Origin of the sequence: Streptomyces sp. NPDC059142 (assembly GCF_042755665.1) — a bacterium.
GTDB lineage: Bacteria > Actinomycetota > Actinomycetes > Streptomycetales > Streptomycetaceae > Streptomyces.
The window spans coordinates 11,437-24,322 of record NZ_JBHZDA010000086.1 but is presented as its reverse complement, the minus strand read 5'-3'; the positions used below and the strand labels follow the sequence as shown (position 1 = coordinate 24,322).

General features: G+C 72.1%; 11 protein-coding genes. 4 read left to right on the top strand and 7 right to left on the bottom strand.

The genetic code is table 11. The features are described 5' to 3' along the window. Positions 1 to 100 precede the first annotated feature (100 nt). The 7 genes from ACFXPK_RS25635 to ACFXPK_RS25605 form a co-directional block, all read right to left on the bottom strand. Entirely contained in the window at positions 101 to 826 is a 726-nt protein-coding gene (locus ACFXPK_RS25635; protein WP_385006203.1) for a GntR family transcriptional regulator, read from the bottom strand. A 149-nt stretch (positions 827 to 975) separates the two neighbouring features. Then, positions 976 to 4,137, bottom strand: a complete 3,162-nt coding sequence (locus ACFXPK_RS25630) for an efflux RND transporter permease subunit (protein ID WP_385078989.1) — start codon at positions 4,135 to 4,137, stop codon at positions 976 to 978. A 192-nt stretch (positions 4,138 to 4,329) separates the two neighbouring features. Beyond that, the gene (locus tag ACFXPK_RS25625; protein WP_385078986.1) at positions 4,330 to 5,019 is read right to left on the bottom strand and encodes a response regulator; all 690 of its coding nucleotides are present in this window, start codon (positions 5,017 to 5,019) and stop codon (positions 4,330 to 4,332) included. Then, on the bottom strand, positions 5,016 to 6,266 hold the full coding sequence (locus tag ACFXPK_RS25620; protein ID WP_385003807.1) for a sensor histidine kinase: 1,251 nt from the start codon (positions 6,264 to 6,266) through the stop codon (positions 5,016 to 5,018). The genes ACFXPK_RS25625 and ACFXPK_RS25620 overlap by 4 nt, the downstream gene beginning before the upstream one ends. Before the next feature lie 57 nt (positions 6,267 to 6,323). Next, the gene (locus ACFXPK_RS25615) at positions 6,324 to 6,572 is read right to left on the bottom strand and encodes an SCO4226 family nickel-binding protein (RefSeq protein WP_385003809.1); all 249 of its coding nucleotides are present in this window, start codon (positions 6,570 to 6,572) and stop codon (positions 6,324 to 6,326) included. Between the two features lie 286 nt (positions 6,573 to 6,858). After that, complete coding sequence (locus ACFXPK_RS25610; protein ID WP_385003811.1) at positions 6,859 to 7,143, bottom strand: hypothetical protein; 285 nt, start codon at positions 7,141 to 7,143, stop codon at positions 6,859 to 6,861. Between the two features lie 9 nt (positions 7,144 to 7,152). Further along, positions 7,153 to 7,941 carry a PspA/IM30 family protein gene (locus ACFXPK_RS25605; RefSeq protein ID WP_385003813.1) on the bottom strand — a complete coding sequence of 263 codons (789 nt, stop codon included), beginning with the start codon at positions 7,939 to 7,941 and terminating at the stop codon, positions 7,153 to 7,155. A 271-nt stretch (positions 7,942 to 8,212) separates the two neighbouring features. Between ACFXPK_RS25605 and ACFXPK_RS25600 the strand changes: the two genes are divergently transcribed. From ACFXPK_RS25600 to ACFXPK_RS25585, 4 genes are all read left to right on the top strand, one after another. After that, positions 8,213 to 8,806 (top strand): DUF3043 domain-containing protein, encoded by a 594-nt coding sequence (locus tag ACFXPK_RS25600; protein WP_385003815.1) that lies wholly within the window; start codon positions 8,213 to 8,215, stop codon positions 8,804 to 8,806. Positions 8,807 to 8,892: 86 nt separating this feature from the next. After that, positions 8,893 to 9,600, top strand: a complete 708-nt coding sequence (locus ACFXPK_RS25595) for a class I SAM-dependent methyltransferase (RefSeq protein WP_385003817.1) — start codon at positions 8,893 to 8,895, stop codon at positions 9,598 to 9,600. A gap of 118 nt (positions 9,601 to 9,718) precedes the next feature. Continuing rightward, the gene (locus ACFXPK_RS25590) at positions 9,719 to 11,488 is read left to right on the top strand and encodes an ABC transporter ATP-binding protein (RefSeq protein ID WP_385079002.1); all 1,770 of its coding nucleotides are present in this window, start codon (positions 9,719 to 9,721) and stop codon (positions 11,486 to 11,488) included. A 197-nt stretch (positions 11,489 to 11,685) separates the two neighbouring features. Next, positions 11,686 to 12,792 (top strand): S1C family serine protease, encoded by a 1,107-nt coding sequence (locus ACFXPK_RS25585; protein WP_385003819.1) that lies wholly within the window; start codon positions 11,686 to 11,688, stop codon positions 12,790 to 12,792. The last annotated feature ends 94 nt before the right edge of the window (positions 12,793 to 12,886 follow it).

Here is a 12,886-nt window from a genome sequence, read left to right as displayed (position 1 = left end):
CTTGTCAGGGGGTGCGACCTAAACGGGCCGGGGCGGGGTACTTCGGGTCCCCGGGGCCCGGGGGGGGGGGGGCGGGGCCCGCCGGGCCCGGCACCCCGTCTCAACTGCGCTGAAGCGTCGTCTCGTAGACGAAGGTGCCCTGGGCGTGGATGCTGACGCTGACCTCGAAGAGGCGGCCCCGGGCGTCGTAGTAGCGGCGTACGAACTCCAGCCCCGGGCTGCCCGTCGCGACGCCGAGATGGCCGGCCGCCTCCGCCGGGACGCCGACCGCCCGCACCCGCTGCACCACGCGGTCCACCGACCGCCCCGCGTGTGTCTCGACCAGGTCCGAGATGAGCCGCGGGCTGTCCCCGAGGGGGCCGGCGATGGCGTGCGCGTCGGAGGGCTCCAGATAGACCCTGGCCCAGGAGACGACCTGGTCGGCGTGGTCCGGGTCGCGGCGTACGGAGGTGATGCGGACGCTGCGGGCCTCCGGCGGCAGTCCGGTCACCGTGGCCAGCGCCTCGTCCACGACCACGTGGTCGACGGAGAGGATGCTCCTGACCGCCGAGGTGCCGTACTGGGTGAGTTCCTGGAGGCTGCCGAGATGGGTGGTGAACGCCGCCACCGGCCGGGTCCGTTCCACCCGGGTGCCCGTCCCCGGGTGGCGCGAGATGAGACCGCCCGCCTCCAGTTGCCGCAGGGCCCGGCGCAGGGTCTCCCGCGACACCTTGTACGAGGAGGCCAGCTCGGGTTCGGTCGGGAGCAGGGAGCCGACGGCCCACTGCCCGCCCGCGAGCCGGGACATGAGGTCGCTCGCGATGACCGCATACCGTGGCTCACCCACGACAGGCCCCCAGGAGGATCAGCGGGACAGGAGATCAGCAGGACAACAGGGTCGGATTCTAGATCAGCCGGCTCCCGGCGGGCTCGGCACTGTGCCCCGGAACGGGCCGCTGGACGCGGTCGTTCCGGGGCACGGTACTCAGGACCGGGTCAGGCGTTCGCCGGCTCCGGGGTCTGCTCCGTGTCCCGCGCGGCGGGCGGGTTCCCGGGCGTGGACCTCTTCGCGGCCTTCTTCTTCGCGCGGCGCTCCTTGCGGAGTTCGACCATCGCGTACAGCGTCGGCACCAGCAGCAGCGTCAGCAGCGTCGACGACAGCAGACCGCCGATCACGACCACCGCGAGCGGCTGGCCGATGAAGCCGCCCTCGCCCGTGACCCCGAGGGCCATCGGGACCAGCGCGAAGATCGTGGCCAGCGCCGTCATCAGGATCGGGCGGAGCCGGTGGCGACCGCCCTCGACGACCGCCTCCACGACGCCCAGCCCCTGGGCCCGGTACTGGTTGATCAGGTCGATCAGGACGATCGCGTTGGTCACCACGATGCCGATCAGCATCAGCATGCCGATCATCGCCGGGATGCCCAGCGGCGTACCCGTCACGAGCAGCAGACCGATCGCGCCCGTCGCCGCGAACGGCACGGAGACCAGCAGGATCAGCGGCTGGACCAGCGACCGGAACGTCGCCACCAGGAGCATGAACACGATCGCGATGGCCGCGAGCATGGCCAGGCCGAGCTGGACGAACGCGTCGTCCTGGTCCGCCGAGACGCCGCCGATGGTGGCGGTGGCGCCCTCGGGCAGCTTCAGGGCGTCGATCTTCGTCTGGAGTTCGGTGCCGACCGCGCCGGTGTTGTCACCGAGCGGCCTCGCGGTGATCGTCGCGGCGCGCGCGCCGTCGATCCGGGTCATCGAGACCGGGCCGGGCACCAGCGCGACATCGGCGATCTGACCGAGCTTCACCGGGCCGAGGGGCAGGTTCTTCAGCTCGGCGATCGTCGTGGCGGGCTTGTCGGAGGTGACGACGACGTCACGCTCGCTGTCGTCCAGCATCGCCGTGCCGGCCGGGGTGCCGCGTACCGCCTGGCCGACGGCCGCACCGAGCGTGGTGTCGCTGAAACCGGCGTCCGCGGCCTTGGAGTTGGCCTTGACCGAGATACGGGGGATGCTCTGCGCCAGGTCGCTCTCGACGTCGGTGACGTTGTCGAGACCGGCGACCGCGTCCCGTACCTGCTCCGCCGCCTTGTCGAGCGTGTCCGCCTCGGACGCCTTGACGACGACGCTCAGGTTCTGGTCGCCGAAGCCACCGCCCGCGCCGATCGTGGTGGTGCCGATGCCGTCGAGCGCGGCCAGCTCCTTCTCCAGGTGCTTCGTGGTGCTCTCGGACGTCGCCGCGTCCTTCAGAGTCACCTGGTACGACGCCTGGTTGGAGCCCGTACCGCCGCCGAAGGCCGCCATGAAGCCGGACGAGCCGACGGTGACCTGGTAGTCCCTGACCTCGTCCGTGTCGGCGAGGACCTTCTCGACCTTCTTCGCCGCCGCGTCGGCCGACTCCAGGCTCGTGCCCGCCGCCAGCTCCTGCTTGATGGAGAGGACTTCCTGCTCTCCCTGGTCGAAGAAGTTGGTCTTGAGCAGCGGCGCCATGCCGAAGGTGGCGAGCAGGACGACGACCGCGATGCCCAGGCTGGCGATCCGGCGCCGCGTCGCGAACCGGAGGACCGGGACGTACAGCCGCTGGAGCCTGCTGCCGGCCTCCTTCTCCTCCGCCAGACGGCGCGCCTCCTCGGGGTCGACCCCGACGATGTCCTTCGGCGGCTTGAGGAACCAGTACGAGAGCACCGGGACCACGGTGAGCGAGACGATCAGCGAGGCGATCAGGGCCGCCGACACGGTGAGCGAGAACGAGCTGAACAGCTCGCCGACCATGCCGCCCACGAGACCGATCGGGAGGAACACCGCGACGGTGGTGAGCGTGGAGGCGGTGACCGCGCCCGCGACCTCACGGACCGCGGAGAGGATCGCCTTCTCGCGCTCCTCGCCGTAGCCGAGGTGGCGCTTGATGTTCTCCAGCACGACGATCGAGTCGTCGACGACCCGGCCGATCGCGATGGTCAGCGCGCCGAGGGTGAGCATGTTGAGCGACAGGTCACGGGTCCACAGCACGATCAGCGCGAGCACGATCGAGAGCGGGATGGAGACCGCGGTGACGATGGTGGAGCGCAGCGAGGCGAGGAAGACCAGGATCACCAGGACCGCGAAGAGCAGGCCGAGCGCGCCCTCGGTGGTCAGGCCCGAGATGGACTTGGAGACCTCGGGTCCCTGGTCACTGACGACGGTGAGGGTGGCGCCGGAGCCGAGGTCCTTGCGCAGCTCGGGCAGCTTCTCCTCGACGGCGTCCGAGATGGCGACGGCGCTGCCGTCCTTGTCCATCGTGACGTTGACCGCGAGGCTGGGCTTGCCGTTCGTACGGGTCAGCGCGGTCGCGGCGGCCTGGGTCTGCTCGACCTTCGCGATGTCACCGAGGCGTACCGGGGACGGCGCCGAACCCGCGCCGGGGCCGGCGGCCCCGCCCGCCGAGGGCGCGATCCGCAGGTCCTCGATCTGCTTGAGGGAGGTGTAGCCGCCGCCGACCTGCACCGTACGGCTCTTGCCGTCCTCGGTGAAGGAGCCCGCGGGCATCGTCGCGCCGCCGGCCTTGAGGGCCTCGGAGAGCGACATGGCGTTGAGACCCGCCGCGGCGAGCTTCCGGTCGTCGGGCGTGACGGAGACCTGGAGGTCCCTGACGCCGTCGACGGTGACCTGTCCGGTGCCGTCGATGTCCTGGAGGGCCGGGACGACGGAGCGGTCGAGCTGGTCGGCGAGCGCCTGCTGGTCCTTGTCGGAGGTGACGGCGAGGACGACGGTCGGGATGTCGTCCGTCGAGCCGGCGATGACCTGCGGGTCGACGGTGGCCGGGAGCTGCGCCCTGGCGCGGTTCACGGCCTGCTGGACATCGGCGACGAGCTGCTTCGTACCGCTGTCGCCGAAGTCGAAGCTGGCCATGACGAGGGCGTTGCCCTCACTGGCGGTGGAGGTGACGGTCTTGATCCCGTCGACGGTCTTGATCGAGTTTTCGAGCGGTTCGACGACCTGCTTCTCGACCACATCGGGGGAGGCGCCCTGGTAGGGAGCGAGCACCGACACCATCGGGAGTTCGATGGAGGGCAGCAGTTGCTGCTTGAGCTGCGGTATCGCGATCGCTCCGAAGAGCAGCGCGATGATGGACATCAGCCCTATCAGGGCCCTTTGCGCGAGGCTGAATTTTGCCAGCCAGGACATGGAGGGTCTCTCTTCTGTGGTGTACGCGGCAGGCGGGCGGTGCGGTCCGGCCCTGAAGGCACGGCCCGCGCTCCGGCGAGGACGGCGACGGCCCTCTTCATACGATCAACCATTCGAGAGCCGGATCCGTCGCCCCAAGGTGCCTTTCCTTATGCCCCGCATACCGCGCTTGGAGTAGTCGGACCCGGTGTCCTACTCCACCCTCGGACGTACAAGGCCCGATTCGTAGGCAATGACGACGAGTTGGGCACGGTCCCGGGCGCCGAGTTTTGCCATCGCACGGTTCACATGGGTCTTGACAGTCAGCGGACTGACCTCCAGCAGCTCCCCGATCTCGTCGTTGGAGTGGCCGCCCGCGACCAGGACCAGCACCTCGCGCTCGCGCACCGTGAGCGCCGCCAGCCGCTCGCCGTGGCGCGCCGCGGTCTCCTGGCTCTCCGGCCGTCCCGCGCTCTGCGCGAGGAAGGTGGCGATCAGCCCCTTGGTCGCGGCGGGCGACAGCAGGGCGTCGCCCGCGGCGGCGATCCGGATGGCGTTGAGCAGTTCGTCGGGCTCGGCGCCCTTGCCGAGGAAGCCGGAGGCACCGGCGCGCAGCGACTGCACCACGTACTCGTCGACCTCGAAGGTGGTCAGCATGACGACGTGCACCCCGGCCAGCTCCGGGTCGGCGCTGATCGTACGGGTGGCGGCGAGGCCGTCCGTACCGGGCATCCGGATGTCCATGAGGACGACGTCGGGGCGCAGGCCGCGGGTGAGGGCGACGGCCTGCCCGCCGTCGGCGGCCTCACCGACGACCTCCATGTCGGGCTCGGAGTCGACCAGGACACGGAACGCGCTGCGCAGCAGGGCCTGGTCGTCGGCGAGCAGCACCCGGATCGTCACGCGTTCTCTCCCGTACGGTTCATGACCGGCAGTATCGCCTGGACCCGGAAGCCGCCTCCGTAGCGGGGTCCCGCGGTGAGGGTGCCGCCGAGGGCGGTGACGCGCTCGCGCATCCCGACGAGGCCGTGGCCGCCGCTGTGGGGGTCCGGGGCGGGAGGGCCGCCGTCGGCGCCCGTACCGTTGTCCAGGACGGTGATCTCCACGGTGGGCCCCACCCGTACGACGCTGACCTCGGCCTTCGCTCCCCCGCCCGCGTGCTTGCGCACATTGGTCAGGGCTTCCTGGATGATCCGGTACGCGGCGAGGTCGACGGCGGCGGGCAGCTCGCGCCCGGGGGCCACCGCGCCGTTCGCCGCGAACTCCACGGGCAGGCCCGCGTGGCGGAACGTGTCGAGCAGCCGGTCGATCTGGGCGAGCCCCGGGGCGGGCTCCGTGGGGGCGGCCGGATCGCCGGACTGCCGGAGCAGGCCGACGGTGGCGCGCAGCTCGTTCAGGGCGGAGCGGCTGGCCTCCCGTACGTGGCCGAGGGCTTCCTTGGCCTGGTCGGGCCGCCGGTCCATGACATGGGAGGCGACGCCCGCCTGCACATTGACCAGCGCGATGTGGTGGGCGACGACATCGTGGAGGTCCCGGGCGATCCGCAGCCGCTCCTCGGCGACCCGGCGCCGGGCCTCCTCCTCCCGGGTGCGCTCGGCGCGCTCGGCGCGCTCCCTGATGGCGTCGACGAAGGCGCGGCGGCTGCGCACGGCGTCACCGGCGGCGCCCGCCATGCCCGTCCAGGCGAGGATCCCCAGGTTCTCCTGCGAGTACCAGGGGCCGGGGCCGAGCCCCATCGCCACCGCGGTGAGCACGCTCATGGTGGCGAACCCGGCCCGCCAGGTGGTGGGCCGGTCGGTGCGGGCGGCGACGGTGTAGAGCGCCAGCACGGCGCACATGAAGACCGGGGCGGGCGGCCGTGTCGTGATCAGCTCGATCATGGTCAGCACCCCGGCGCCGAGCAGGACGAGCATGGGCGCACGGCGCCGGAAGACCAGCGTGGCCGCCCCGAGCACCACGAGCAGCAGGCTGAGGGTGGACGGGGTGCGCGCGTCGAAGGAGGGCACGCCGTCCCCGCGGTGCGGCTCGGCGAACGAGCCGATGACCATGCAGACCAGGGCGCCCGCGGCGAGCACACCGTCGGCGGCGAGCGGGTGCGTACGGGCCCAGCCGCGTGTACGCGCGAAGGCGCTGCTGCCGAGAGGGGTCACGTCACCCAACGGTACGGTGCCCGCCGGGGGCCCGGTGCCCGCCGGGGGCGAGCGGTCTCACACGGCGAACGGAATGTGATGGACCTCGTCCGCCCGGTGGCCGGCGCGGTCGTGGACGCGCTGCACGGCGTCGGCCGAGGGTGCCTCGGAGAGGCAGAAGACATCGCCGGAGTCCGGGTCGGCCCAGGCGTGCTGGAAGTGGACGTTCTCCTGGCTCTCGACGGCGAGGTCGGCGTTGTGGGCCTCCCGGAGCTGGTCATCGGTGATGCCGCGCATGCCGTGGTGGATGTCCATGAACGTGGCCATCGGACTCGTACCTCCCACTGACTGGCCCCCGCTTCGGACCGGGCCCCTTCTCCCCGGGACCCTGCCCCCGCCTTCCATGGTGCGCCGGGCGGCCCCATGGCGCACAGCGGCACGGGGCCGGGGGTCTCCCCGCCTCCGCGGCGTCGCCTCGCTCGGCCGGCGAGTGAGCCGAAGGGGCGCGTCGGCGCCGTGAGGGAGAGCGCGCGCAGGTTCGCGAGGAACGAGCGGACCGAGCACGGTCGACCGTCGGCGCCGACTTGCAGCGCCCCGGAGGCGAACCGAGCCCTCAGAAAGAAGCGGGAATCAGGCCGTCGTCGTTGAGGAGCGCCCTGACCTCCTCCAGGGTGGCGTCCGGTGACGGCAGGATCAGTTCCGACGGTTCGAGCGCGTCGGCGGGGAGCGGTTCGCCGAGTTCGCGCACCTTGGCCAGGAGCGCGTGGAAGGTGCGGCGGAAGCCGTCCTCGTCGCTGCTCCTGACCTCGGCCAGCAGTTCGTCGTCCAGCTTGTCGAGCTCGGTGAAGTGGCTGTCCGCCAGCTTCACCTGGCCCTCCCCCATGATCCGTACGATCATGACGAATCCCTACTGCTTGTCGAATTTGTGCTGGCTGGGAGGCGCGTCCTGGGGGTCGGCCGTGCCGCCCTCGATCGCCTGCTTCTGGGTGGAGCCGCCGGCCAGTTCGGCCTTCATCCGCTGGAGCTCCAGCTCGACGTCGGAGCCGCCGGAGATGCGGTCCAGTTCCGTCGCGATGTCGTCCTTGGCGAGCCCGGAGTGGTCGTCCAGGGCGCCGGAGGCCAGCAGCTCGTCGATGGCGCCCGCGCGCGCCTGGAGCTGGGCGGTCTTGTCCTCGGCGCGCTGGATCGCCATGCCGACGTCGCCCATCTCCTCGGAGATGCCGGAGAACGCCTCGCCGATCCGGGTCTGCGCCTGGGCGGCGGTGTACGTGGCCTTGATCGTCTCCTTCTTCGTACGGAAGGCGTCGACCTTGGCCTGGAGGCGCTGCGCGGCGAGCGTCAGCTTCTCCTCCTCGCCCTGGAGGGTCTGGTGCTGCGTCTCCAGGTCGGTGACCTGCTGCTGGAGCGAGGCGCGGCGGGACAGGGCTTCGCGGGCCAGGTCCTCCCGGCCGAGCGCCAGCGCCTTGCGGCCCTGGTCCTCCAGCTTGCTCGACTGGCCCTGCAACTGGTTGAGCTGCAACTCCAGGCGCTTGCGGGACGTCGCGACGTCGGCGACGCCGCGGCGTACCTTCTGCAGCAGTTCGAGCTGCTTCTGATACGAGTAGTCGAGGGTCTCGCGCGGATCCTCGGCCCGGTCAAGGGCCTTGTTGGCTTTCGCGCGGAAGATCATCCCCATACGCTTCATGACACCGCTCATGGGCTTCGCGCGCCCCCTTCTGACGGACTACAGCTCCAGCACTCCAACAGAACCCACAGTACGGGCCCTGCCTCTATTACCGCACTGTTCCAGCTCGGATGCGCTCCTCCCCAAGGACGACTGCTCCGCCCCGCTCTCAGGCGCAAGGAGTAGATGACCATCAGGGAAAGGGGCACAAAGTCGGGTCTGTCCCAGTACAGACGTACGCCGTTGCGGGATCGTTCCCCACCGGGGTGGGGTCGAACCGCGACACCCCGTACCCTTGGGCTTTGTGTTCCGAAGCCGCTCGAAGGAAGAGAAGGCCACCGCCACCAAGGTGACGGCGGACCTCTCCACGCCCCGCGACCCGCAGGCCCCGAAGGGCCGCCCGACCCCCAAGCGCAGTGAGGCACAGTCGCAGCGCCGGCGTGCCGCCACCACGCCCACCGACCGCAAGTCGGCCATGAAGCAGCAGCGCGAGGCGCGCCGCGTGGATCTGGCCCGGCAGCGCGAGGCGCTGGCCAACGGTGACGAGCGCTACCTCCCGGTCCGCGACAAGGGGCCCGTGCGCCGCTTCGTCCGTGACTACGTCGACTCGCGCTTCTGCGTCGCCGAGTTCTTCCTGCCGCTCGCGGTGGTGATCCTCGTGCTGAGCATGGTCCGGGTCGGCTCGCTCCAGAACATCGCGCTGCTGCTGTGGCTCGGTGTGATCGTGATGATCGTCGTCGACTCGATCGGGATCTGGCTGCGGCTGAAGAAGCAGCTCGCCGAGCGCTTCCCCGACACCCCCAAGCGCGGCGCCGTGGCCTACGGCCTGATGCGTACGCTCCAGATGCGCCGACTGCGGCTGCCCAAGCCGCAGGTCAAGCGTGGAGAGCGGCCCTGAGCACTGAGGTCTCCGGCTTCGCCGGCGGTTCGGCGAGCTGGCTCGCCGGGCTCGGGGGGCTGCGGAACGTGGTCCGCCAGGAGCTGGTGGCACGCCAGATCGACGAGCAGATAGCCGGGCGTTTCCCGGTCGGTCAGCGGCTGCGGGTGCTCGACGTGGGCATGGGCCAGGGCACACAGGCCCTGCGGCTGGCGCGCGGCGGACACACCGTGACGGGGCTGGAGTCGGACGCCGGGATGCTGGCGACGGCGCGTGAGGCGCTGGCCACCGAGCCGGCGGGGATACGTGAGCGGGTCAGGCTGATCGAGGGCGACGGCCTGGAGACCGGGGTGCACTTCCTGCCCGGCAGCTTCGACGTCGTCCTGTGCCACGGCGTGCTGATGTACGTGAACGAGCCGGACGCGCTGCTCGCCGGGCTGGCCAGGATGCTGGCCCCGGGCGGGCTGCTGTCACTGCTGGTGCGGAACGGGAACAGCCTGGCCATGCGGCCCGGGGTCGCGGGCGACTGGGCGGGGGCGCTGGACGCCTTCGACGCGGACACGTACACGAACCGGCTGGGCCTGCGGGTACGGGCGGACCGGCTGGAGTCGCTGACGGCGACGCTGGCGGGGATCGCCGCGCCGCTGCACGCCTGGTACGGCGTCCGGGTCTTCACGGACGGGGCGGCCGACGACGCGCTGCCGCCCACCGGTGACGCGCTGGAGCGGCTGCTGGCGGCGGAGGACCGGGCGGGGCGTTCGGATCCGTACCGAGGGGTCGCCGCGCTGCTGCATCTGTGCGGTGTGCGCGGCTGAGCATGTCCGCCGGGTGAGCGGGTGGGGGCGCGGCCCGCTCAGGTGATCGGACCGTCATCGCGTCCTCACCGGAGTGACGACAGTGAGCCCCGCGAGCGGCGCCGAGAAGGACAAGAAGATCAAGGACGAGGGGCCCGTGACGCCCCCGCTGCCCGCCCGGGAGACCTGGCAGGCGCTCTACCGGCACTTCCGGCCGCACCGCGGGACCGTCGCCCTCGGCGCGTTCCTGGCGCTGCTGGGCGCGGCCAGCGGGCTGGCGCAGCCGCTCGCGGCGCGGGAGCTGGTGGACCGGCTCGGCGGTGAGGGGTCGATCACCGGCATCCTGCTGGTGCTGACGGCGCTGGTGGTGTTCGGTACGGCGATCGAGGCGGTCGGCTCGTATCTGCTGGAGCGGACCGCCGAGTCCGTCGTGCTGGCCGCGCGCCGCTCCCTGATAGGCCGGCTGCTGCGGCTGCGGCTCCCCGAGGTGGAGCGGACCCAGCCGGGCGATCTGATGTCGCGGATCACCTCGGACACCACGCTGCTGCGCGCGGTGACGACCCAGTCGATCGTCTCGGCGGCCACCGGCGGGCTGGCGTTCGTGGCGACGATCGCTCTGATGGGGTGGCTGGACCCGGTGCTGCTGGGGGTCACGCTGGGGGTCATCGTGGTGATCGGCGGCGCGGTCGCGCTGGTGATGCCGCGGATCTCCCGGGCGACGAAGCGCTCGCAGGAGGCCGTGGGCCATATCTCGACGGTGCTGGAGCGGGCCTTCGGGGCGTTCCGCACGGTCAAGGCGTCGGGCGCCGAGGAGCGGGAGACCGCCGTGGTGGGGGCGGCGGCCCAGGAGGCGTGGCGCCACGGGGTCAAGGCGGCGAAGTGGCAGTCGGTGGCCGGGTCCTCGGTCGGTCTCGCCGTGCAGGTGTCGTTCCTCGCGGTGCTGGGGATCGGCGGGGCGCGGGTGGCGTCGGGGGCCATCTCCGTATCGACGCTGGTGGCGTTCCTGCTCTTCCTCTTCTATCTGATCGACCCGGTGTCGAAGCTGGTGGGGGCGGTGACGCAGTACCAGGTGGGGTCGGCGGCGGTGGCGCGGATCGTGGAGGCGGAGCGGCTGGGCACGGAGACGCTGGAGCCCACCGCGGCGGCGGGCCCCGTGAGGGCCGCCGGGCCCGCGTCGGTGGTCTTCGAGGACGTCACCTTCCGGTACCGCGAGGACCTGCCGTACGTCCATCACGGTGTCTCCTTCGAGGTGCCGGGCCCGGGGATGACCGCGTTCGTCGGTCCGTCCGGCGCGGGCAAGACCACTGTCTTCGGGATGATCGAGCGGTTCTACGAGGCGACCGGCGGCCGGGTGCTGGTGGACGGCCGGGACGTGCGGGAGTGGCCGCTGACGGAGCTGCGGGCGGCGATCGGCTACGTCGAGCAGGACGCGCCCGTGCTGGCCGGGACGCTCCGCGAGAACCTGGTCTTCGCGGCGCCGGACGCCTCCGAGGAGAGCATCCGGGAGGTGCTCGTACGGGCGAGGCTGGACCAACTGGTCGACCGGCTGCCGGAGGGTCTGGAGACGCTGGTGGGGCACCGGGGTTCGAAGCTGTCGGGCGGTGAGCGCCAGCGGGTGGCGATCGCGCGGGCGCTGCTGCGCCGGCCGCGGCTGCTGCTCCTGGACGAGGCGACGTCGCAGCTCGACGCGGTCAACGAGCTGGCGCTGCGCGATGTGGTGGCGGAGGCGGCGCGGGAGGTGACGGTGCTGGTGGTGGCGCACCGGCTGTCGACGGTGACGCTGGCGGACCGGATCGTGGTGATGGACGCGGGCCGGGTGCGGGCGGTGGGCACGCACGAGGAGCTGGTGGCGAACGATCCGCTGTACGGGGAGCTGGCGGCGACGCAGTTCCTGGCGGCGGCCCGCTGAGCGGAGACGCACCGCGAGCGACGGCCCGGCGAGCGGGGACACGGGGCGCGTGGACACGGGGGCACGGATACGGGGGCACGGACGCGGGGGCGCGGATACACGGGCGCGGGCGCGGATACGGGGAGCGGCGGGCCGGCGACGCGCTGGCCGTCGCCGCAGCGCGAGCCGGACAGGCGGACAAACGGGATAATCCCGGCATGGATGCTTCCCTCCCCTCCCGCCGCCCCGCGTACCGGGTGCCGCTGTCCCTGACCGCCGCGCTCTGCGCGGTCGCGCTGGCCGCCGGCTGCTCCCCGGCCGGCGCCGGGGCGCAGGCCGTCGACCGGCAGCCGGCGCGGGGCGCGCACTCCGCCCAGCCCGCACCGCTCACCCAGCGCTCCGGGAACGACCTCCAGAGCGACTACGAGACCGTCATCAGGAACGTGCTGCCGTCGGTGGTCCAGATCGAGTCGGGGAACAGCCTGGGCTCGGGCGTCGTCTACGACGGGAAGGGCCATATCGTCACCAACGCCCATGTGATCGGCGACCGCCGCAGCTTCACGGTGACCGTCGCCAACAGCGAGCAGCCGCTCCGCGCGGAGCTGGTCTCCAGCTTCCCCGAGCAGGATCTCGCCGTCATCAAGCTGGACTCCGTCCCGCGCGGGCTGCGGGCCGCGACGTTCGGCGACACCTCGAAGGTGGCGGTCGGTCAGATCGTCCTCGCGATGGGCTCCCCGCTGGGGCTGTCGAGCAGCGTCACGCAGGGCATCGTCTCGGCGGTCGGCAGGACCGTCAGCGAGGGCGGGGCGGGCGGCGGTACGGGGGCCACCATCGCCAACATGGTGCAGACGTCGGCGGCGATCAACCCGGGCAACAGCGGGGGCGCGCTGGTCAATCTGGACAGCCAGGTGATCGGCATCCCCACCCTGGCCGCGACCGATCCGGAGCTGGGCAACGGCACCGCGCCGGGCATCGGCTTCGCGATCCCCGTGTCGATGGTCAGGACGGTGGCCGACCAGATCATCGAGCACGGCCGGGTGGTCGACTCGGGCCGCGCCGCGCTCGGGATCACCGGGCGTACGGTCGTCGGCCCCGACTTCCAGCCGGCGGGCGTCGCGGTCGTCACCGCGCGCAAGGGCGGCGCGGCGGCGGCCGCGGGGATCGCGGCGGGCGACATCATCACCCAGGTCGGCGGGGTGCGCGTGACGACGATCGCCTCGCTCTCCGAGGTCCTCGCGGCGGACAGGCCGGGGCAGCGGGTGAAGGTGACCTACACCCGGGGCGGCGCGACGAGGACGGCGGAGGTCACGCTCGGCGAGATGTGACCCGTACCGGGCCGTACCCCCGCCCGGGGGCCACCCGGGGAGGCCCCCCCGCGCCCCCGGGGAAGGGGGAGCAACGCGCCGCCGGGGGGCTCAA

Coding starts and splice junctions, on each gene's coding strand:
- ACFXPK_RS25610 (WP_385003811.1), bottom strand. CDS start 7,143: ATGATCGTACGGATCATGGGGGAGGGCCAGGTGAAGCTGGCGGACAGC.
- ACFXPK_RS25605 (WP_385003813.1), bottom strand. CDS start 7,941: ATGAGCGGTGTCATGAAGCGTATGGGGATGATCTTCCGCGCGAAAGCC.
- ACFXPK_RS25630 (WP_385078989.1), bottom strand. CDS start 4,137: ATGTCCTGGCTGGCAAAATTCAGCCTCGCGCAAAGGGCCCTGATAGGG.
- ACFXPK_RS25585 (WP_385003819.1), top strand. CDS start 11,686: ATGGATGCTTCCCTCCCCTCCCGCCGCCCCGCGTACCGGGTGCCGCTG.
- ACFXPK_RS25615 (WP_385003809.1), bottom strand. CDS start 6,572: ATGGCCACGTTCATGGACATCCACCACGGCATGCGCGGCATCACCGAT.